Genomic DNA, 19,853 nt, shown 5'->3' with positions numbered 1-19,853 from the left:
TTGGCTTCCATTATAGGGAGGGAGCCGGACGGGTGTCAATGCGCGGCCTGACGAGCCGGGCGGGGGAACTTGCGGTATAATGCGCGAAGCCATGGCCTATTCTGAGGAGAAGAAAAAAACTCTTACCCTCGACGCGGTGCGGCACATCCTGGGGCGCACGCCGTCCAGCCCTTTGGCGGGATGGCCGAAGAAGGCCCTTCGCGTCGCGGACGTGGCGGTGCTTTTCGGCCGTCTCACGGACGAGGAGCGGCTTCGGATTTTTTCCCTCGTCTGCGAAAGCGACACAGAGCTTGCGGCCGAGCTCCTGAGCTACCTGAGCCGCGAGGTTGAGCGCGACCTGCTGGAAAACATCCCCCCGGAAAAAATCGCGGTGCTCGTGGACGCCCTCTCGGACGACGACGCCGCGTCCCTTTTTTCCATCCTTCCGGAAGAGCGATCGCGCGAGATTTTTTTGCTTCTCTCGCTCGCGCAGGCCCGGCGCATCAAGCGCCTCCTGCGCTATCCGCCCGATTCGGCGGGGCGGCGCATGATTTCCGAGTTCGTCGTCCTTCCCCCCGAAACGCTCGCCCGCAACGCCATCGAGCACCTGCGCGGCCTCAAGGAGGAGGAAGAGATGGTGTACTACCTCTACGTCGCCGACGAGAACCGCCGGCTCCGGGGCGTGCTCTCGATGCGGGGGCTTCTGCTTGCGGACCCGAACGCCCGCCTCGGAGACATCATGTCCGCGGACGTCATCAAGGTCGGCGCGCACGATGACCAGGAGAAGGCGGCGCAGCTCGTCACCCAGTACGGCCTCATGGCGATTCCCGTCGTGGACCGCGAAGACACGCTGCTCGGCGTCATCACCGGGGACGACATCATGGACGTCGTGGAGGAGGAGGCTACCGAGGACATCATGCGCATGGCCGGCACGTCGGAGGACGTGCTCCTCACGAGCTCCACGGCCGCGAGCCTCCGCCACCGGCTGCCGTGGCTCATGGCGACGTTCGCGGGAGGGATTGTGGTTTCCTTTCTGATAGGCCGCTTCGAGAGCGTCATCGAGCAAGTCGCCATCGCCGCCGCCTTCATCCCGATTATCGCAGGCATGGGCGGCAGCGTGGGCATGCAGTCGGCCACCATCGTGGTGCGCGGCCTCGCGCTCGGCCATGTTTCGGCCGTGCGCCTGGGGCGCGTCCTCTGGCGCGAGCTGCGCGTGACCGGCGTCATGGGAGTCCTCTACGGCGCGCTTCTTGGAGCGTTCACCTATTTCTTCCAGTCACCGCACTCGCTTTTGGGCGCCGTGGTGGGGGCGGCGCTCTGCGTTTCCGTGCTCCTCGCCGGCCTCCTGGGAGCGGCTTTCCCCCTGCTGTTCCACCGCCTCGGCGCGGACCCCGCCGTCGCAACGGGACCTTTTGTGATGACGGTGGTGGATTTTTCGAGCATCGCGGCCTATTTCGTGCTCCTGGGTGCATTTCTCATCTCACCCATCGCATAGGGGCTGTTTTCTGCGCAATTCCTATACCTTCGCCGCCCGCGGCGATGTGTTATGATGAGTTCGGCATGCTCCTTCGCTCCCCCCGGCTTACCTTTGCGCTGATCGTGGCAATCGCGGCCCTCGTCGGCGTGGCACTCTACGTGGGACGGCCGCGCCTTCCCGACGTGCCCGAGCACCCGTATCTCGATGCTGTCCCGCAGGACGTGGGCGAGGTGAAGCTCGAGGGGCCGCTCGAAAACCACACCGACCGCGCCGTCCTGCATGTGGCGATGCCCGTGCCCCATGAGCTCGAAATCATCGAGCCGCTCGATGAATGCCCGCGCAAAGAGCTGTGGCTTTTCTGGAAGCGGCGGCGCTTGGGCGTCGGACTTCGGCTGGAAGAGACGCTCAGCTACGAGACGTTCGACGCGGCGCTCGCGGCCGTGCCCGCCGCAACGCCGCCCACGCGCAAAGAACTCGCTCTCTTGATCCTCAAGGCCATGTGCCTTCCCCGCACCGGCGACTCGCTCACCATTCGGCGTTTCTCGCTCTATGGGTTGAAGGGGTTTCAACTCGAGCCCGACGACCCCATCGAGTCCCGCAGGGGCCGCACCACGACGTACTATCTCTTTCCCGAAGGGCCCGACCCGGCACTTCAGGTAGACGTGGTGGAGCGGCGGCGCACCCTCGAGCGGACCGAAGAAAGCCTCCACGCCGTGGTCGCGGGCATGTCGTACCCCGCCGTCGGGGGAGATGAGACCTCGCGCTTAAGGCACGCCATCTATGCCAGCGAGCACGGCCAGCGCGACGTCGCCATGTTCGAAGCGGTGGCCCTCACGTGCGGCGTCCACCGCCGCGAAGGGCTGTCTCTCACGGCGCGCATGGCCATCACCCTTCACAAGTTTGAAATCGGACGCGAGGCCATCCGCGCCATGATGCGCCTTTATCCGGGAAGCCCCGAGGCCGATAACCTTATGGGCTCCCTCCACGACTTGGAGCAGGAAGTCACGGAAAAGCGCGCGCGCGGCGGGGAACCCGAACCGACCCCAAAGAAGCCATCGCCGTCCCTCCCCTGGGTTTTCGACACGGAGAAGCCTCGCGAAGAAAATCCCGAGCCTTAGCGCATACCCTTTGGAGCAATATGGCGACGGGCGTCGGAAAACATCTTCGTAGCTGGGTGAGGAGCTCGAAGTGCCCCGCCGCGCTGGCCCTGGTTATATTAACAGCGTTCGCCTGGACCATGTTCTGGAAAGCCGACAACCCGCTTCGCACGTACGGTGATCCCTATTCGGACTGGAGCATTCTCCAAGCCGGCACGTTCTTCGCAAAGGAGGGCTTCGTCGAAAACTATTTCCTGCCGAAGCGAAACTCGATTCCTCCCGTCTACTACACACATTATCCGCCTCTGCCCGATTTGCTCAACGGCGTCGTGCAGCGACTGGGTTTCGACCGCATGCGCCACTTCCGGTTTCTCCCCATCATGGCCTCCCTGCTGGGCCTTGCATTTTGGTGGGTGTTCCTTGCGCGCGCCATCTCTGCGTGGATCGCCACGATTTCGCTCTTTGCCATGGCGTTTTCGCCCATGTTCTACCGGTTCGCCGATTCCCTTCATGAGCATTCTTACAGCATATTCTTTCTCTTTGCCTCTTTTTACTTTTGGAGAGAATTCTGCGAGAGCCGAGGAAGAGATGCTTTCTTTTACGGCTTGCTGGCCTGGAGCATGGCGTTCCTGCAAAGCCTTGCCTCCTTTGAATACATTCTCCTTACGCATGTTTTCTTTTTTGGTTATGCTTGGCTTATCTCGGGAGAGCGCATAGGCCGCTGGCCGTGGATTATGGTTTCTGCGCCGACGGCGGGATTTGCCCTGCACGTTCTTCAAAACGCATGGCAGATGGGCGGCCTGCAGGCCGCTGTGTGGGACTTGACCGACGCATTTCTTTACAGAACCTTTAGCATAGGCTCTCAGTCCGCTCTTCCGCTTCCGTCCCTGGCAGCCTACCTCGAGGTCACGAACCAGCGGCTGGAAAGTGTCCTGCCGGACCCGGTGCGGGTGCTTGGATTGCTGGCGCTGGGACTGCTGTGGTTTTACGGGGAACGCTTTCAAAAATTTCCTGAATCGGCCATGGCGCGCACGAGCTTACGCATGGTGCTGGTGTTGGGAGCAGGGGGAATATCCTGGTGGATAACCTTTCCCCAGCATACGTGGATTCATGCCGCGGTCGCTCGCCACATCGCACCGGCGGTGGTCTTGCTGCTGGCCTCGGGAATCGTGGTCGCAGTACGGGTCGCCTGGAGGATTCGGCGGATGAACCGCGCCGTGGCGCTAACCCTCTGGGTATTTTCGGCTGGGATGGCCGGCTTCATGGTTTATCCAACGACGCTTTCCCTTCGCTTATGGAATCCCAATTCCCACTTCCACCATGCGCAGGCTTGCTCGCTCGACCGGCTGCTTCCGAAGAAGGCTGCGATCATCACCCCGCAGTTCCCGCAGGGGTTGGCCACTCCGCCTATTATGTATTACACCAATCGCCCCTACATAATGATCGCGCCGACGACGTCGCTGGAAATTATGGGAGCTGTGTGCGCCGTGCAGGCCGTGGATTCGACCCGGCCCTGCTTCTATATGCATATCGTGAAACTGGAAGACTCGCCGCTCTGCCGCTTCCTTATGCAATACGGGGTTGAAACATACCATTATGAGGAAAACAAGATTGTGATTGAGGTGTACGAGTTGAATGTGCCGGCCATTCTGGAGCTTCTGGAGCGTCAATCGGCCGGACGAGCTTCTGCGGCACCCAAGAGCAAGGGAGAACTCCCATGACCATCCGCCTCATGAAGGCGCTCGACCATGCCCTCGGCCTTCCGCTTTGCACCGCCTTGGCGGTGGTCGCAACGGTTGAGAAAAGGCTTCGCAGGGCGCCTCTGCCTGGAAGTGGCTGGGCGCCACGGCGCGTCGTGGTCCAGAAGTTCTTCGGCCTGGGTTCCCTTGCGCTCATGATGCCCCTCCTGCGCGCCCTCCGGGAACGCTACCCTGAATGCGAGATCGAGCTGGTCACGTTCGAATCGAACGTGCCGCTGCTTCGGCGCTTCGAGATAACCAAGACCACCGGCATTTCCCCCGACCGCCCCGCTCGGTTCGTCGCCCAGACCCTCTGCTGCCTTCTCCGAAGAATCATGCGCCCTGCGGACGTTGTCGTGGACCTTGAATTCTTAAGCAAGTACTCGACCATGATGGCCTTCTTCGCCTCCCGGAAGAGGCGAATCGGCTTCGACCTTGCGTCGTTCTGGCGGCGGGGCATTCTGACGGACATCATCTACTTTAACTGCGCTAGGCACATTCAGGATATCTACGGCATGGTGGCCTCCTCGCTCGACGCCCAGGCGTTTTACCGTCCCGACGAGTCTCCCGCAGCGTCTCCCCGCCGGGAGGCGCACGAAAGGGTTCGTGCGATGTTCGAGGAATGGAGCGGGGGAGACGGCGAAGCCCGCTGGCTTGCCGTGAATGTTCACGCGGGCGAAATGGTGCTTGCACGGAGATGGTCCCTGGAAAAATTTGCGCGGGTGGTCGAGCGGGCGGTGCGGGAGTTGGGAGCATATATCGTATTTACCGGCTCGGCTCAGGAGCGCCCTCGCTCCGAGCGGTGCATCGCCATGCTTGCTCCGGACGTCCGCACCCAAGCCTTTAACGCCGCCGGTGCCACCACGCTGGACGAACTCCTCGAGTTGCTGCGATGCGTGCGGGTTCTCCTTACGAACGACAGCGGACCCCTTCACCTGGCCGCCGTAATAGGAACGCCCACGGTATCTATTTGGGGCCCGGTAAATCCCGGCCTGTACGCTCCCCGCGGGCCCGAGCATCACACGGTCTATCTCCACTATCCCTGTTCTCCCTGCATGTACATTTACCGTACGGAGGCGGGTCGCTACTGCAACTTCGAGCATCCGTGCATGGAAACCCTGGGCGAGGACATCGTCTTTGAAGCCCTGCAGCGGGCATGGCAAGGGGCAGACGCTTAATGGAATGCCCCGTCTGCTCCTTTCCCGGTGTGGGGGCGCGGAGACAGGTTCGGCCTTGGGCGCGGGTGGGGCGCGCGCCCTACGGACGCTGCGGTGCCTGCGGCCTTGTGTTTAGAGAAACCCTCCGCGAGGAAACGTCCCTCTATCCTGACTCTTACCACGCCGAACGCGGCCACGTCCTTCATCCGGCTATCGAGCGTTGCAAACGGCTCGGCTTTGCAAAATTCTACGAACAACTCCCCCGGCCGTCGCGTTCCTCGCCGCGCCTTCTGGAGGTAGGGTGCGGAACGGGGCTCGGGCTTGAGGCAGCCGCAGCGCTGGGCTGGCGCGTAGAGGGCATCGAGCCCGTGGCCCCGGCCGCCCGGGAAGCGCAGCGAAGGGTTCCGGAAGCCCGGGTCTGGCATGCCGGGTGGGGCGAGGAAGAAGCGCCGCCCGAGGCGGCGTTCGACGCCATCGCGCTTTTCGATGTTTTGGAGCACTTTCCCCGCCCGCACGAGGCGATGAGCCTTTTGGCGGAGCGTCTCCGCCCCTCGGGCTGCCTGCTCATCGTCACGCCGAACGCGGCTTCCCTCTCCTGCCGTTTGCTTCGCGGGCGGTGGCCCCATCTGCTCCTCGAGCATGCCTGCCTCTATACGCCGCGCGCCCTCCGAAAGCTTTGCGCCGCCCACGGCCTCCGGCTTGTTTCAAGACGTTTCGCCTGGAAGCACGTGTGCCTCGACATGCTGCTTCGGCACTGGGAAATTTATCCCCACGTGGTCGGAGGGGCGTGGCTCAGGCCCATAGCGGAACGAGCACCGGCCCGGCTGCGCAGCCGGCCCTTTCGATGGAACATCGGAGAAATGTTGTGCCTTGCGCAAAAGAACGAGGCCCAAACCGAAGCCACCGGGGTGTGAACGCGCCTCCACAGTATTTCACCGGATTTGCAGGAGCGGAGCTTTTTGTGGTATAAGAGGTTTTTATGAACCAAGAGACCTTCCACAAGATCCTCAGCGCGATGATGGAGCGCAACGTCTCGGACGTTCATCTCCAGGTAGGCTACCCGCCGCTCTTCCGTCTGCACGGCGAGCTGGTGGAGGTCAAATACAAGGCGCTCGAGCCCAAGGAGACCATCGAGATTGCCACGCTCATCGTGGCGCAGCGGAACCTCGAAGTGGATTTCGCCAAGTTCGAGGAAATCGACACCTCCTACGGGGCGCCCGAGATCGGCCGCTTCCGCGCCAACATCTTCAAGCAGCGCGGCACCGTGAGCATCGTGATGCGCGCCATCCCCATCAAGATTCGCAGCTTCGACGAGCTCAACCTGCCGTCCGTGCTCAAGAGCATCTCGAACCTGCGGCGCGGCCTGGTCCTCGTCACCGGCGCCACGGGCATGGGCAAGTCCACCACGCTCGCGGCCGTCATCGACCACATCAACAAGCACCGCCGCGCCCACGTCCTCACCATCGAGGACCCCATCGAATTTCTCTTCCAGCACGAGATGAGCGTCATCTCGCAGCGCGAGATCGGCTACGACACCAAGGACTTCAGCGTGGCCGTGCGCGCCTCGCTCCGCCAGGATCCCGACGTCGTCATGGTGGGCGAGATGCGCGACTCCACGACGGCCGACACCGTCTTGAGGGCGGCCGAGACGGGGCACCTGGTGCTGAGCACGCTCCACACGCCCGACGTGATGAAGAGCATTAATCGCTTCCTTGGCTTCTTTCCCATGGAGGAGCGGGAAGGCGTCCGCGTTCGCCTCGCGGACAACCTGATGGCCGTGGTCTCGCTCCGGCTTTTGATGGCGAAGAGCGGCACGGGGCTCATTCCCGCGGTCGAGGTTCTGCGCACCAACAAAACCGTGCAGGAGCATCTCAAGGACTCCGAGAAAATGAAAACCCTTCACGAATACATGGCCAAGAGCACGGAACTCGGCATGCAGACCTTCGACCAGCACCTTTTGCAGCTCTACAAGGAGGACAAGGTGGCGCTTCCCATCGCCAAGGCCCACGCGACGAGCCCCGAGCAGTTCGAGCGCATGGTGATGGTGGAGTAGGGCGTCCTCCGCTCCCGCGCAGTTTTTCCGAAGGAGCTTCCCCCTTGCCCCCTCCGTGTGTCGCGCACGAGGTATGAATGCCGCGTAGCGTCTCAAGGAATTCGATAATTTCCGTCCTGCGCGCCCTAGGGCGCACGTACGATTGGACGGCGCTCGACCGGCTGAGCGAGGAAGAGCGCAACCCGTTCCACGCGCTCATTGGCACCATCCTTTCGCAGCGCACGCGCGACGAGATTACCGACGAGGCGGCGCGGCGGCTCTTCGCCCGGTTCCGTACGCCCGAAGAGCTGGCGCGGGCCCGGAAATCGGAAATTCTTCCGCTCATCCGGGCGTGCGGTTTCTATCGCGTCAAGACCGACACCATCCGCAGGGTGGCGCGCCTGCTGATCGAGCGCCACGGAGGGCGCGTGCCGGAGACGATGGATGAGCTCACGGCGCTTCCAGGCGTCGGACGCAAGACGGCAGGATGCGTGCTGGTGTACGGCTTCGCGAAGGACGCCATCCCCGTAGACACCCACGTGCACCGCATCTCGAACCGCCTCGGCTGGGTGCGCACGAAAACGCCCGAGGAGACGGAAATCGCGCTCCAGAAAATCGTGCCCCGACGCTACTGGCGGCGCGTGAACGACCTCCTCGTAAGTCACGGACGCACGGTGTGCCGGCCCATCGGCCCGCGCTGCGGCTCGTGCTCCGCCGAGCGCTGGTGCGCGAAGGCGGGCGTCGGCAACTAGCTGCCTTCCGCTGAGGCCTTCGGATCGACGACGCGCCCCATGAAGAGAATCGCGTTCGTTCCGTTGTCCCGGATGAAGAACAGGAACGGATGGTCGGCGCGAAACACGGGGGTGGACGGTTTGAAGGTACCCCCAACCACCCTTGCCATGACGACCGCCGTCGCCGCGGCGGCCTCCGTGCCCTCCTCGTTCACGTCCACGAACGCCTTGTGAATGACTTCCGAGATGGCTAATTTCTCCTCCGTTGTGATGCCGGAAAAATCCGCCCTGCTCGGCTCGACGGTCTGAAACGCATACGTCATTCCCATCTCCTGAAGAATCTTACCCAGGAGGAATCGTTCCGTGAGTTTGAACTTCGGCAGGTAAACTTTAACCTTTTCGTTTCGCAGCCGGTTGATCCACCTTTCGAGCTTCTCCGCGTTGACGGAGTCCTCAAGCGCGCCGAGGCTGCTCTCGTCTTTCGGAAGCACCACCAGCATCGAGAGGCGTTCCGGACTCCGCTCGGAGGCGGCGCCGGAATCCGGCGTCCCGTAGGGCATCTCAAGCACCTGAACGGCTCCATCTTCCGTGTACCCAAACCGGCCGGTCTGGTGCATCATGGGAACCTCGCGCTCCCCGGTGGGGCTGTGGAAGGGGGCGGGGCGGGTGGAGGCCTCATCGAAGGTGCGGGCCCATTTGCCCTTGAAGTAGATTGCGTTCGTCAGCACGAGGCGCGTGAGCTTCTTCAATATGCCGCGAGGGATGAGATTTTTGATTTTTTCGAAAGTTTTTTCCTCAACCCACGCGTTGATCGTCCTTCGCGCCCCTTCGGTGTCCTTCTTGAAATCGAGCTCGCGGAGGTCCCCATCATAAGACGTTTTTATTAGCTCGAGGTATTCCGGTCGAAAGCCCAGCCCCCGCTGGCCCCACAAGGCGTTTGCGACGTGGAGGGCGCAGTCGGTCTCCTCGCCGCGGGCGTGAAGCTCCGAGACCAGCGCCCCCAGTTTCGAGTGGACGCCCTCGTCGGCCGGCGGAAGCCGAAGCACGGCGGCCATCTGGGCGGCGGTGTCGCCCCGCGCGCCGGCGTAGGTCATGGCGAGCGCGCTCGAGATGCTGAAAGGAGAGAAGAAAAGATTTCCCTCCTCGGCACGCAGTTCGGCGTGAAGATCGAACGCAAACCCGTTCAACCGGGCTGCGACGCCTTCTTTCGAGACAGGCTCGGGCTTTCCCGTGCGACTCTCCGGAGCGGCCGTCCGGTTTTCCGAAACGGGGCCTTTCTCATGGTGTTCTTCTCCGGACACGTATCCCGGGAGCCCCATCAAAATCCCGATCGCCGCTGCGCCCGTGATGATGCCCGCCCACTGCGACTTCGTTACAACGTTACGTCGTTCCATAGCGTTCTCCTTAAAGAAAGGGGTTCTCACGATTGTACACCCTTGTTACGCCTGAGGGGAGGAAGCGTTTACGGGAAATTGTCGGAAGCGGACCCTGACGGCGCAAGCGGCACTCCGCAGCCTCGGCGCTTCACCTTTCCGTGATGCCGTGCGGCCGCCATGTGCTATGCTGTCCCGATGCTCGGGAATCCTCTCCATCGGGCGCTCGGGGTCTCCTTCGCCGCGCACGCGGTGCTCGTGGCGGCGCTTTCTTTCACGTGGGAGAAGCCGCGCCCCAAACTGCTTCCCCCCATCCGCGCCTACCGCATCAGCCTGGCGTCCCTTCGCGGCCCTTCGGATTTGCCGGCTGCGATCCCTCGAAAGAGCGTGTCGGTCAAAAAGAAAATTCCTCCGAAGGCCGCGCCGGAGAAAAAAGCGGAGAAAAAACAGGAAAAACCCAAGCCCGCCGTCCGCGAACCGAAGAAGGCGCCTTCCCCGAAGCTCGGCATCCAGGGCGCGGGCGCGGGGCCGGGCGGGGGCGTGAGCCGGCTCGACGCGAAGGATTTCACCTACCTCTGGTACCTGGACACCATCCAGCGAAAGATTGCGCAGACCTGGTACAAGCCGGGGACGGCCGGCGTCTCGGCCGACGCCGTCGTCTACTTTCGAATCGGGCGCGGCGGGCGCATCACGGGCGTGGAGCTCGCGCAGTCGAGCGGCTCGACGGCCTACGACCACGCGGCGCTCCGCGCCGTGCTGGGCGCCTCCCCCATGCCGCCCCTTCCCAAGCGCTTCCCGGGAGAGTCCCTGGGCGTCCATTTTACGTTCCTGAGGGAAGCGAAGTAGGAAAATTCCCCCGCGGGCACCCCACCCTGCCCTACCGGAGAGTGTTGGGATGGCTTAATAATAAATTTACACAATTTCCCCTACGCTGCCCGGCTTGACCGGCAGCTTGCGTTCTTGATTTGCTTGAGGTAGACTCGCTGAAGATAATTACTGCTTGTATTCACTTTGCTTTCCGTTTCAGCGTGTTCCGGCGTTTCGGAATTCGGGAAGCGGGAATAAAAAGGTAGAATCCTATGCAGAAAAAAAGCATGTATATTCTGTCGCTCCATGCCGCGAAGCAAAGCGGGAGTTTCTCGGAGCGCCTGCGCGTGCCGCACGAGGACCTTTCCAAAGAAGGACAGGCGGTCGTTGCCAAGGGTCTCGACGCGGACTACACCGTGCGCCACGTGGGCGGCGAGCGCTTTTACCTCGAAGGCGAGCTTCGAGGGAAAACCCGTAGCGCATGCGCACGATGCCTGGCGGCCATGGAGCATGAGGTGGCGCATCGGCTCGGGACGCTCCTTCTCCCCGACTGCCCGGGCGAGGATCCAGGTGAAACGGAAAGGAATCCCGAGGAGGACATTGCCCTGCGCTACGATTCCAACATGGAGGTGGCCCTCCTGCCGTTCTTGGAAGAGGAAATTTTTTTGCATTATCCCCTGAAACCCCTGTGTCGGGAAGACTGCCGCGGCCTTTGTCCGCGGTGCGGTGCGAATCGAAACGAGACGCGCTGCGCGCATGAGGGGGAAGAGGACGCCCCGTTCGACCCGCGCCTTCTGCCCCTGCGCATGCTCCGCCCGCGTCTGGCTCGGAAACACTCGCCGTGAAGCTCCATGACGAGGGGACGCGCCGCCAGTCTTTCCACCCGGCTCCTTAATCCGGAAATTCTCTAATCCCATGGCAAATCCCCGTCGGAAATTTTCTAAACAGCGCAAGCGAAAACGCCAGGGTCAGCAGCGTCTTGTGGCTCCGCGCCTGACGGCGTGCCCGCAGTGCATGGAGCCGAAGCTTCCGCATCGCGTGTGTCCGAAGTGCGGTTACTACGCTGGGACGTCGGTTCTGCCCTCCAAGGAAGAGTAAATTCTTGGCTCGATTGATTTGCTTGGGAAGAGGAGCGCCATGATTCGCGTAGCCCTTGATGCGGTGGGCGGAGACCGCGGCGTAGAGCCCAACGTGAGGGGTGCGTCGCATGCGCTCCGGGAGTGGCCGGACCTCGCGGTGCTCTTCGTGGGGCCGCGAAGCGAAGTCGAGCGGGCGCTTTCCCGCGCGGAGACGGACCGGAATCGAATCGAATTGGTGGAGGCGTCCGAGGTTGTTTCGATGGCCGACCCGGCCACGGCTCCCCTGCGCCAGAAGCCCAACTCCTCGATTCGCGTGGCCGCGAACCTCGTGCGCGAAGGCAAGGCCGACGCCCTCGTGAGCGCGGGGAACACGGGCGCCGCGATGGCGGCGGCCAAGGTGGTCATGGGGACCATCGAAGGCGTGGACCGGCCCGCCCTCGCCTGGTCTCTTCCGACACGCTCGGGGCTGACCGTCCTGACGGACGTGGGCGCTAACGTGGACTGCAAGGCGCACCACCTGCTGCAGTTTGCGGTCATGGGCTCCCTCTACGCCCGCATCTTGGGAAGCGACAACCCCCGAATCGCGCTCCTGAGCATCGGGGAAGAGGAGAGCAAGGGGGACGACCTGATTCGCACCGTTCACAAGGTGCTCAAGGGAACCAGCCTCAACTTCGTGGGCAACATCGACGGAAAAGATCTTTTCAGCGGCAAGGCCGACGTCATCGTCTGCGACGGCGTTCTGGGAAACGTCGTCTTGAAGACGTGCGAAAGCCTGGTCGAGACGTTGGAGGGCATCATGCGCTCCGAATTCTCCGCGAGCCTGTGGACGCGATTGGGATATCTCCTGTCCCGCCCCGTACTTTCACGGATACGCAAGCGCCTGGATTACACCGAGTACGGCGGCGTTCCGCTCCTGGGAATCCGGGGCACGACGGTCGTCTGCCACGGCCGCTCGAACGCCCGCGCCATCCAGAGCGCCCTCGGGGCCGCCATCGAGTGCGAGCGCCGCAAGGTAAACGACCGCATCCTCGCCGAAGTCGCCCGACTCGCGGAAACGGAAGCGGACTATTTCCCGACGCCGGTAAAAAAGGCCATCCAGCCATGACGCGGCGCCGCGCGGGAATCGTGGGGACAGGTTCCGCCCTGCCCCCGACCGTTCTGACGAACGCCTATTTCGAAAGCCTGCCCGAGCTGCGCACGAGCGATCAATGGATTATCGAGCACACGGGCATACGCGAGCGCCGCAAGGCAGCCCCGGGGGAGGGACTCTCCCTTTACGCCACGGAGGCCGCAAAGCGGGCGCTTGAGATGGCGAACCTTGCCGCCGAAGAGCTTGACCTCATCATCTGCGGCACGTTCACGCCGGATGTGCCCATTCCGGGAAGCTCCAACCTTATCCAGGCCAACCTCGCCGCCAAGCGCGCCGCGGCCTTCGACCTTCAGGCCGCGTGCTCGGGTTTCGTCTATGCGGCCGTCGTGGCGCAGCAGTTCATCGAGACGGGAAAGTACCGAAGAGTGCTGGCGGTGGGGGCCGACCTGCTCTCGCGCGTGACCGATTTCACGGACCGCACGACGTGCATCCTTTTCGGCGACGGCGCGGGCGCCGTCGTCATGCGGGACGTGGAGCCGGAGTTCGGCATTCTGGCGTCAAACATTCATAGCGACGGCGCACAGGGCCAATTTTTAACCGTTCCCGCGGGCGGCTCGCTCCTCCCTGCCTCGCACGAGACCGTCGAGCAGCGTCTGCATTTCGTCCGGATGGAGGGGAAGGCGACTTTCAAGATCGCCGTGCGCAGCATGGAGCGTTCCGCCGAGGATGCGCTCAGGCAAGCCGGCTACGGGGTCGAGGACGTTAAGCTCTTCATCGCCCACCAGGCCAACAAGCGCATCTCGGATGCCGTGGTCGATCGCCTGGGCCTTTCTCCCGACCGGGTCTACGAAAACATAGAGCGAGTCGGGAACACCTCGGCCGGCTCCATTCCCATCGCGCTCGACGAGGCCGTGCGCCAAGGCCGCGTCCGGCAGGGCGACCTGGTGCTCTTGACGGCCTTCGGGGGCGGCCTCACGTGGGGCTCCGTCCTCCTGCGCTGGGCGATTAAATAAAGGGGGGGGCCAGCCGAAGACGCGGCCCTCGGAGTGCAGAAGCTTGTCCTGGCAGACAGGCCAGGGGTACGGAAGGTTCGGAAGGTGCCGACAGCACGTCACGCACTTCCCGCACCTTCTGCACCTCCCGCACTTTCTGCACGTTCGTCGAATGCGGCAGCCTCAAAACTATTTTGCGCTCCGATTAGTACGGTGAAACGGCACTAGACATCGGGCGTTTTCAGGAAAAGATTGTCGATGAGACGCGTCGAGCCCACGAAGGCCGCCACGCTCGCGAGCGCCTCGTGGTCGACGTGCTCGAGGGCCTCGAGCGTCCGAGGGTGGGAGATTTCGGCGTAGTCTACGCGCGTGTGCAGCGCGGCTTCCATGACCTCGCGCATCTTGTCCCGCAGCACCGATGCCTCCCGCTCGCCCTCATGGAAAAGCTCCTCGGCGGCCTGAAGGGCGCGGTAGAGCGATGTGGCGCTCTGGCGCTCCTCCTTCGAGAGATGCGTGTTCCGGGAGCCCATGGCGAGGCCGTCGGCCTCGCGCACGGTGGGGCAGACGACCATCTCGACGTCCATGTTGAGATCCCGCACCATGGTCTCGATGAGGACGGACTGCTGGGCGTCCTTGAACCCGAAGAACGCGAAGTGCGGCGCCACGATATGAAGAAACTTCATGACCACCGTCGCCACGCCGCGGAAGTGACCCGCGCGGTGCGCGCCGCAAAGCACCTTCGAGAGGCTGCTTACGTTGACGTAAGCGTAAAAAGGCTGCGGGTACATTTCTTCCACCTCGGGCACAAAGAGGTAATCCACCCCCTCCTGCGAGGCGAGCTCTGCGTCGCGGACGATGTCGCGGGGATATTTCTCATAATCCTCGTCAGAGCCGAACTGGGTGGGATTGACGAGGATGCTCACGACCGTCACGTCGGCCATTTCGCGGCTCCTGCGCATGAGCGATAAATGCCCTTCATGAAAGCACCCCATGGTGGGCACGAGGCCGATGGTCTTTCCCTCGCGCCGCCCCTGGCGGGCGAGGCTTCGCATGCGGTTCAGCTTTCGGACGATTTCCATCGGCTCACCTTCCTATCTCTTCGTCTCCCGCCTGGCGGGAAAGCGCAGGGGGGCACCTTTTGGCGAGTGGTACGATTCGTCGTCCGAGGGAAACTTTCCCGCGCGCACGTCCTCGGCGTAGCGCTCGAGCGCCTCCTTCATCACGGAAAAACCTTTCAGGTAACGGCGGGCGAACTTGGGAGAATTCCCTTCGCACAGGCCGAGCACGTCGTGGAAAACAAGTATTTGCCCGCCGCAGCCGGGGCCGGCGCCGATGCCGATAGTGGGGATGGAGACGGCCCGTGTGATGTCGCAGGCAAGCTCGCGCGGCATCCCTTCCAGAACGAGCGAAAAAATTCCCGCCTCCTCAAGCGCGCGCGCGTCGTCGAGGAGCGCCTGCGCCTCCGGAGGCACTCTGCCCTGCACCTTGTAGCCGCCCATGCGGTGAAGCGACTGCGGCGTCAGGCCGATGTGCCCCATGACGGGCACCTCGGCGTCGAGGATGGCGCGTACCGCGGGCAGGCGTTTCCGGCCCCCCTCGATTTTCACGGCCTGGGCGCCGCCTTCCTTCACGAAGCGCCCGGCGTTCCGCACGGCCTCCTCGACGCTGGCGTGGTAGGACATGTAGGGCATGTCGGCCACCAGGAGCGCGCGCTTCGCGCCGCGCGCCACGGCGCGCATGTGGTGGAGCATCTCGTCCACGGTGACAGGCAGCGTGTTCTCGTAGCCGAGCACGACCATCGCGAGCGAGTCGCCCACCAGGATGATGTCCATTCCCGCCTCGTCGGCGAGGCGAGCGGAGGCGTAGTCGTAGGCCGTAAGGGCCGCGATGGGCCGCTCGGAGGTTTTCCGCTCGCGGATGCTTGACACGGTGACGCGCTGGCCTGCTCCGGCAGCCGCCGCGTCGCCTGAGTGTGCGTTCATCGTTCGATACTCCTTTCTCCCTGTCCCGATGCCCCGGGTGCGGGTATCGCGGATCAAGGGAACGGGTTTTCGGGGCTAAGCCGTGGACATGGCGGGCGCTACGCTCCACATGGCACGTAGTAGCGCGTGCCCCCGTCCATGACTTCAATTTGCTTCAACAAATCTTCGAGGTCTTCCTTTCGGTGCACGAAATCGATTTCCGACGTGTTCACCACCAGAAGCGGTGTCCGGTTGTAATTAAAGAAGTAATTGTTATAGGCGTCGTTCAGGGCCTTCAAATAGTCCTCCGAGATGCGCCGCTCGAACTCCCGGCCGCGCGCGCGAATGCGCTTCACGAGCACGGAGGTGTCGGCCTGAAGGTAGATGACCAAGTCGGGCCTAGGTACCTCCCGGCTCAAGATGGCGTAGAGGCGCTCGTAGAGCATCAGCTCGCTGTCCGAGAGGTTCACGTACGCGAAGATGCGGTCCTTGTCGAAGAGGTAGTCGGCGACCGTGAGGCGGTCGAAGAGGGGCTTCTGCCGGAGCTTTTGCTGCTGCTGGTAGCGGCTCAGGAGAAAGAAGAGCTGCGTCAGAAAAGCAGCCTCGGCCTCGCCTTCGTAGAAGCTCTCCAAAAAGGGATTGTTGTCCACCTCGTTAATTTTCTCCGCTCCCAGCCGCTCGACCATGAGGTTCACAAGCGCCGTTTTCCCGACGCCGACGGGCCCCTCGACGGCAATGTGATGAAAGCGCACGTTCATCGCTGGTGTTTCTCCCATCCACGCTGCGCGAAAGCGCCCCGCGTGGCTTTAGCCCTTTATGATAGCACGAAGCAAAGTCGAGCAAAAGAGAACTTTCCTAATCCCGACTCAGCAATCAAGGAAACGGCAGGCCGGGTACCGTCCCCGCCCACGCCGGAATGTCGTCTCCGCTCACGAAATCCCGTGGGTCCGGCACTTTGTGGCGAAAGTCTTCGCGCCGAGGCCGAGCGCCTTGGCGGCTCGCGCCGCGTCGCCGTCCGCCGCACGCAGGGCACGCACGATCTTCTCCTTCTCGACGGCGTTCTTTACGCGCTCGACCGCTTCCTTGAGCGCTCCCTCGAGGGGCGCCGAGGCGAGCCAGGACTTCTCGCCGAGAGACGAGGCGCTTTCGAGCATGAGGTGCGCGGGCTCGATGTGCTCCCCGTCGGCGAGGATCACGGCGCGCTCCACGGCGTTTTGAAGTTCTCTCACGTTCCCCGGCCAATCGTAGGCGAGAAGCACCTCCTCGGCGGCCCCGGACAGGGAAAGCCCCTTCTTTCCCGCCTGCCGCGCCGCGCGCTCCAGAAAATGCGCCGCAAGGAGCAAAATGTCGCCGCGCCGCTCGCGCAGAGGGGGAACGGTCAGGGGAAAAACGTTCAGGCGGTAGAAGAGGTCTTCGCGGAAGCGGCCGGCCTTGGTCTCCTCCTCGAGGTTTCGGTTCGTGGCCACCACGAGCCGGACGTTCACCTCGATGGAGGCGAGGCCGCCGATGCGCTCGAACGTTTTCTCCTGGATGACGCGCAACACCTTTCCCTGCAGATTGGGATGGAGCTCCGATATCTCGTCCATGAAGAGCGTGCCGCGGTGCGCGAGCTCGAACTTTCCGATGCGCGCCTCGTGCGCGCCAGTGTAGGAGCCTTTTTCGTGGCCGAAGAGCTCGTTCTCCAGAAGCGCGTCGGGAATGGCGGCGCAGTTGAGCGCGACGAAAGGCGCGTCCTTGCGCGCGCTCAGGGCATGGACGGCGTGAGCAAACAGCTCTTTCCCCGTGCCGCTTTCTCCCTGGAGGAGCACGGTGGCGTCCGTGGTCGCGGCCTTCTGGAGCGCCGCCGCCACCTCCTTGAGGCCCTCCGATTCGCCCACAATCCGCGGCAGGTCGTAGCGCTCGGCCATCTCCTCCTTCAAAAGAAGGTGCTCGTACAGGAGCGCCTGCTCGCGCATGGCGCGCCGGACGACGGCGAGGAGGCGCTCGATGTCCACGGGTTTTTCCAGGAAATCGACGGCGCCGCCCTTGACGGCGCGCACGGCGTCGCCCACCGTGCCGTAGGCCGTCATCACGACCACGGCCGAAGGGGGGTCTACGCCGCGCGCCGCCTCGAGCACTTCGAGGCCGTCCTTTTTGGGAAGCTTCAGATCGGTGAGCACGAGGCGGAAGCGGCGCGCCTTGAGGTGCTCGAGCGCCGCCGCCCCGTCGGCCGCCTCCTCGACGCTGTAGCCCTCGCCCCGCAGCGCCTCGACGAGCGCCTTGCGCAGGCTCGCCTTGTCCTCGACGATGAGAATGTCCATGGGCTAGCTCGATTGTAACATGCGCGGGGGCGCTACGCAGTCCGCCGGCGGCTCCTTTTGCCTCGCCCCCCGGAAACCGCTACATTAAGCAGCATGGAGGCCGCACAGGCGAAGACCCTTCCCGCGGAGCCGGGCGTCTATCTCTTCAAGGACGGCCGGGGAAAGATTCTCTACGTCGGCAAAGCCAAGAACCTGCGCGCCCGCGTCCGCTCGTACTTCACCGGGGGGGCGGCGTCGCCGCGCATCGAGAAGATGCTGCGCGGGGCGGCGGACGTGGAGTGCGTCGTGACGGACAGCGACGTCGAGGCCCTGGGGCTCGAAAACAACCTCATCAAGGAGCACCGCCCGCCCTACAACGTCCTCCTGCGCGACGATAAAACTTACCCTTACATCAAAATCACGACGGGCGAGGCGTTTCCCGAGGCGGTCATCACGCGCCGCGTCGAGCGGGACGGCCACGGCCACTTCGGCCCCTACATCCCGCCCGCCTCGGCCAAGCGGCTCCTGCGGTTCCTGCACACCCACTTCAAGATTCGCCAGTGCACCGGCGACATTTCCAAAAAACGCGCCCGGAGCTGCCTCTACTACCAGCTCCACCAGTGCGACGGCCCATGCTCGAAACTCATCCCGAAGCGGGCCTATCGCCGCCAGGTGGAGGACGCCGTCATGTTCCTGCGCGGGCGGCGCGGAGAGCTCGCGAAGGCGCTCCTTAGGCGCATGGGCGAGGCCTCCGCCGCCATGCGCTACGAGGAGGCGGCGAATTTGAGGGACCTCGTGCGGACGCTCGAAACCACGGCCCCCGGCGTCCAGAAGGCGGCGACGGCCACGGAGAAGGAGGCCGACGTGTTCGGCTTCGCCCGCGAGGCCCAGACTCGCCGTGGGCGGGGCCGCCGGGCGGCGCTCCACGTATTCGTCATCCGCGGGGGCGACATCGTCCACCACCGGCGTTTCGTCTGGAAAAGCCTCGACGGCGCGCCCGCACGGCCGGGAAGCGAGGCGGCTCTAGTCGAGACGGCGGTGTCCCAGTACTACAACCTGACCGACGACGTGCCGCGCGAGGTTCTTCTGCCGTGCCTTCCTCCGGCGCACGAGACCCTCGAGGCATGGCTTCGGGAGAAGCGAAGCCGCCTGCGGCCTAGGCGCACCGCCCTCCGCGTGCGCCTCGTCGTTCCCGAGCGCGGAGAAAAAAAGAAATTGCTTGTGCTCGCCGAGCGCAACGCGCGCCTCTGCCTCGAAGACCCGGCCGTCGCCCTGGCGCAGGAGACTCCTTCCGAGCCCTGGGCCGTGCTCGGGCTCGAAGCCGCGCCGCAGCGCGTCGACGCCTTCGACGTGTCGCACTGGCGGGGCGCCGAGACGGTGGCGTCCATGGTGGTCTGGAAAAACAAAAAGTTCGCCAAGGGCGAGTACCGGCGCTACGGCGTTCGGGAGGCCCCGGCGAGCGACGACCTCGCCGCGATGCGCGAGGTCATCGGCCGCCGCTTCCGCCGCGCCATCGAGGAAGCTTCCGAGATGCCCGACCTCGTGCTCGTGGACGGGGGCGCCGGTCAGGTGGGCGCGGCGCGCGAGGCTCTGAAAGAATTCCACCTCGACCGCCTGCCGCTCGTTGGGCTCGCGAAGCGGGAGGAGCTACTGTATTTTCCGGAGCGCAGGGAGCCGCTTCACCTGCCGCGCACCTCGCCCGTGCTGAGGACGCTTCAGCGGCTGAGGGACGAGGCGCACCGTTTCGCCGTTGCGTACCACCGCAAGCGCCGCGCGAAGCGCACGTTCCAGACGGCGCTCACGGAAATTCCCGGCATCGGCGAGAAGCGCGCCCGACGCCTCCTGAGAATCTTCGGCTCCGCCGAGGCCGTCGCCCGCGCCGAGGAAAGCGCGCTCACGCCGGTGCTCGGCAAGAAGCTGGCGAGGAGGATCAGGGAGGTTTTGAAATGAGGCCGCCGAAAAAGGCACTTTTTCGAGCCCGCGAGGCTTGCCCCGGCGGTCCCGGTCCCTGCCGTGCCGGACATGTGGCAAGATGCCCTCACTTGAGGTAAAATAGGCGC

18 protein-coding genes are annotated in these 19,853 nt (G+C 63.8%); 13 read left to right on the top strand and 5 right to left on the bottom strand.

Going from position 1 to position 19,853, the window contains the following annotated elements; all coding sequences use genetic code 11:
• The first annotated feature begins 91 nt into the window (after nucleotides 1-91).
• The 7 genes from mgtE to JSV08_07420 all read left to right on the top strand — a co-directional run bounded on the left by mgtE (nucleotide 92) and on the right by JSV08_07420 (nucleotide 8,233).
• Entirely contained in the window at nucleotides 92-1,474 is a 1,383-nt protein-coding gene (gene mgtE / locus JSV08_07450) for a magnesium transporter (GenBank protein ID UCF80339.1), read from the top strand.
• Nucleotides 1,475-1,539: 65 nt separating this feature from the next.
• The gene (locus JSV08_07445) at nucleotides 1,540-2,574 is read left to right on the top strand and encodes a hypothetical protein (GenBank protein UCF80338.1); all 1,035 of its coding nucleotides are present in this window, start codon (nucleotides 1,540-1,542) and stop codon (nucleotides 2,572-2,574) included.
• Between the two features lie 119 nt (nucleotides 2,575-2,693).
• A complete protein-coding gene (locus JSV08_07440) occupies nucleotides 2,694-4,274 on the top strand; it encodes a hypothetical protein (GenBank protein UCF80337.1) in 1,581 nt (526 codons plus the stop codon).
• Complete coding sequence (locus JSV08_07435; GenBank protein ID UCF80336.1) at nucleotides 4,271-5,470, top strand: glycosyltransferase family 9 protein; 1,200 nt, start codon at nucleotides 4,271-4,273, stop codon at nucleotides 5,468-5,470. Before JSV08_07440 ends, JSV08_07435 begins: the two co-directional genes overlap by 4 nt.
• A 107-nt stretch (nucleotides 5,471-5,577) precedes the next feature.
• Complete coding sequence (locus JSV08_07430) at nucleotides 5,578-6,363, top strand: class I SAM-dependent methyltransferase (protein UCF80335.1); 786 nt, start codon at nucleotides 5,578-5,580, stop codon at nucleotides 6,361-6,363.
• A gap of 65 nt (nucleotides 6,364-6,428) precedes the next feature.
• A complete protein-coding gene (locus JSV08_07425) occupies nucleotides 6,429-7,502 on the top strand; it encodes a PilT/PilU family type 4a pilus ATPase (protein ID UCF80334.1) in 1,074 nt (357 codons plus the stop codon).
• A gap of 77 nt (nucleotides 7,503-7,579) precedes the next feature.
• A complete protein-coding gene (locus JSV08_07420) occupies nucleotides 7,580-8,233 on the top strand; it encodes an endonuclease III (protein UCF80333.1) in 654 nt (217 codons plus the stop codon).
• Here the strand turns inward: JSV08_07420 and JSV08_07415 are convergent.
• Nucleotides 8,230-9,606, bottom strand: coding sequence for a serpin family protein (locus tag JSV08_07415; protein UCF80332.1), 1,377 nt, complete (start codon nucleotides 9,604-9,606; stop codon nucleotides 8,230-8,232). The two genes, JSV08_07420 and JSV08_07415, sit on opposite strands and share 4 nt — an antisense overlap.
• A gap of 177 nt (nucleotides 9,607-9,783) precedes the next feature.
• On the opposite strand from JSV08_07415, the gene JSV08_07410 reads away from it, so the two are divergent.
• The 5 genes from JSV08_07410 (at nucleotide 9,784) to JSV08_07390 (ending at nucleotide 13,574) form a co-directional block, all read left to right on the top strand.
• Complete coding sequence (locus JSV08_07410) at nucleotides 9,784-10,431, top strand: TonB C-terminal domain-containing protein (protein ID UCF80331.1); 648 nt, start codon at nucleotides 9,784-9,786, stop codon at nucleotides 10,429-10,431.
• Between the two features lie 233 nt (nucleotides 10,432-10,664).
• Nucleotides 10,665-11,237: a DUF177 domain-containing protein gene (locus tag JSV08_07405; protein ID UCF80330.1), complete on the top strand. Its 573-nt coding sequence runs from the start codon at nucleotides 10,665-10,667 to the stop codon at nucleotides 11,235-11,237.
• Between the two features lie 70 nt (nucleotides 11,238-11,307).
• Nucleotides 11,308-11,490, top strand: a complete 183-nt coding sequence (rpmF, locus tag JSV08_07400) for a 50S ribosomal protein L32 (protein ID UCF80329.1) — start codon at nucleotides 11,308-11,310, stop codon at nucleotides 11,488-11,490.
• Between the two features lie 39 nt (nucleotides 11,491-11,529).
• On the top strand, nucleotides 11,530-12,576 hold the full coding sequence (gene plsX, locus JSV08_07395) for a phosphate acyltransferase PlsX (protein UCF80328.1): 1,047 nt from the start codon (nucleotides 11,530-11,532) through the stop codon (nucleotides 12,574-12,576).
• The gene (locus JSV08_07390; protein UCF80327.1) at nucleotides 12,573-13,574 is read left to right on the top strand and encodes a ketoacyl-ACP synthase III; all 1,002 of its coding nucleotides are present in this window, start codon (nucleotides 12,573-12,575) and stop codon (nucleotides 13,572-13,574) included. Before plsX ends, JSV08_07390 begins: the two co-directional genes overlap by 4 nt.
• A 203-nt stretch (nucleotides 13,575-13,777) precedes the next feature.
• On the opposite strand, the gene JSV08_07385 is transcribed toward JSV08_07390, so the two are convergent.
• The 4 genes from JSV08_07385 to JSV08_07370 all read right to left on the bottom strand — a co-directional run bounded on the left by JSV08_07385 (nucleotide 13,778) and on the right by JSV08_07370 (nucleotide 17,814).
• Nucleotides 13,778-14,632 carry a pantoate--beta-alanine ligase gene (locus tag JSV08_07385; protein ID UCF80326.1) on the bottom strand — a complete coding sequence of 285 codons (855 nt, stop codon included), beginning with the start codon at nucleotides 14,630-14,632 and terminating at the stop codon, nucleotides 13,778-13,780.
• A gap of 12 nt (nucleotides 14,633-14,644) precedes the next feature.
• Nucleotides 14,645-15,535 (bottom strand): 3-methyl-2-oxobutanoate hydroxymethyltransferase, encoded by an 891-nt coding sequence (gene panB / locus JSV08_07380; GenBank protein ID UCF80325.1) that lies wholly within the window; start codon nucleotides 15,533-15,535, stop codon nucleotides 14,645-14,647.
• Between the two features lie 98 nt (nucleotides 15,536-15,633).
• Nucleotides 15,634-16,272: a deoxynucleoside kinase gene (locus tag JSV08_07375; GenBank protein UCF80324.1), complete on the bottom strand. Its 639-nt coding sequence runs from the start codon at nucleotides 16,270-16,272 to the stop codon at nucleotides 15,634-15,636.
• A 171-nt stretch (nucleotides 16,273-16,443) separates the two neighbouring features.
• Nucleotides 16,444-17,814, bottom strand: a complete 1,371-nt coding sequence (locus tag JSV08_07370; protein ID UCF80323.1) for a sigma-54-dependent Fis family transcriptional regulator — start codon at nucleotides 17,812-17,814, stop codon at nucleotides 16,444-16,446.
• 93 nt (nucleotides 17,815-17,907) lie between these two features.
• On the opposite strand from JSV08_07370, the gene uvrC reads away from it, so the two are divergent.
• Complete coding sequence (gene uvrC / locus JSV08_07365) at nucleotides 17,908-19,743, top strand: excinuclease ABC subunit UvrC (GenBank protein UCF80322.1); 1,836 nt, start codon at nucleotides 17,908-17,910, stop codon at nucleotides 19,741-19,743.
• The last annotated feature ends 110 nt before the right edge of the window (nucleotides 19,744-19,853 follow it).

This window comes from Acidobacteriota bacterium, assembly GCA_020349885.1.
In the GTDB taxonomy this organism is placed as follows: domain Bacteria; phylum Acidobacteriota.
The sequence above is the reverse complement of the archived record's forward strand: the minus strand, read 5'-3'. Positions and strand labels throughout refer to the sequence as shown.

Excerpts from the sequence above, each read along its gene's own strand:
- JSV08_07435 (UCF80336.1), top strand. The coding sequence starts at position 4,271 with ATGACCATCCGCCTCATGAAGGCGCTCGACCATGCCCTCGGCCTTCCG.
- JSV08_07425 (UCF80334.1), top strand. The coding sequence starts at position 6,429 with ATGAACCAAGAGACCTTCCACAAGATCCTCAGCGCGATGATGGAGCGC.
- JSV08_07390 (UCF80327.1), top strand. The coding sequence starts at position 12,573 with ATGACGCGGCGCCGCGCGGGAATCGTGGGGACAGGTTCCGCCCTGCCC.
- JSV08_07420 (UCF80333.1), top strand. The coding sequence starts at position 7,580 with ATGCCGCGTAGCGTCTCAAGGAATTCGATAATTTCCGTCCTGCGCGCC.
- JSV08_07440 (UCF80337.1), top strand. The coding sequence starts at position 2,694 with ATGTTCTGGAAAGCCGACAACCCGCTTCGCACGTACGGTGATCCCTAT.
- JSV08_07415 (UCF80332.1), bottom strand. The coding sequence starts at position 9,606 with ATGGAACGACGTAACGTTGTAACGAAGTCGCAGTGGGCGGGCATCATC.
- mgtE (UCF80339.1), top strand. The coding sequence starts at position 92 with ATGGCCTATTCTGAGGAGAAGAAAAAAACTCTTACCCTCGACGCGGTG.
- JSV08_07445 (UCF80338.1), top strand. The coding sequence starts at position 1,540 with ATGCTCCTTCGCTCCCCCCGGCTTACCTTTGCGCTGATCGTGGCAATC.
- JSV08_07370 (UCF80323.1), bottom strand. The coding sequence starts at position 17,814 with ATGGACATTCTCATCGTCGAGGACAAGGCGAGCCTGCGCAAGGCGCTC.
- uvrC (UCF80322.1), top strand. The coding sequence starts at position 17,908 with ATGGAGGCCGCACAGGCGAAGACCCTTCCCGCGGAGCCGGGCGTCTAT.
- JSV08_07410 (UCF80331.1), top strand. The coding sequence starts at position 9,784 with ATGCTCGGGAATCCTCTCCATCGGGCGCTCGGGGTCTCCTTCGCCGCG.
- JSV08_07375 (UCF80324.1), bottom strand. The coding sequence starts at position 16,272 with ATGAACGTGCGCTTTCATCACATTGCCGTCGAGGGGCCCGTCGGCGTC.
- JSV08_07405 (UCF80330.1), top strand. The coding sequence starts at position 10,665 with ATGCAGAAAAAAAGCATGTATATTCTGTCGCTCCATGCCGCGAAGCAA.
- panB (UCF80325.1), bottom strand. The coding sequence starts at position 15,535 with ATGAACGCACACTCAGGCGACGCGGCGGCTGCCGGAGCAGGCCAGCGC.
- JSV08_07385 (UCF80326.1), bottom strand. The coding sequence starts at position 14,632 with ATGGAAATCGTCCGAAAGCTGAACCGCATGCGAAGCCTCGCCCGCCAG.
- rpmF (UCF80329.1), top strand. The coding sequence starts at position 11,308 with ATGGCAAATCCCCGTCGGAAATTTTCTAAACAGCGCAAGCGAAAACGC.
- plsX (UCF80328.1), top strand. The coding sequence starts at position 11,530 with ATGATTCGCGTAGCCCTTGATGCGGTGGGCGGAGACCGCGGCGTAGAG.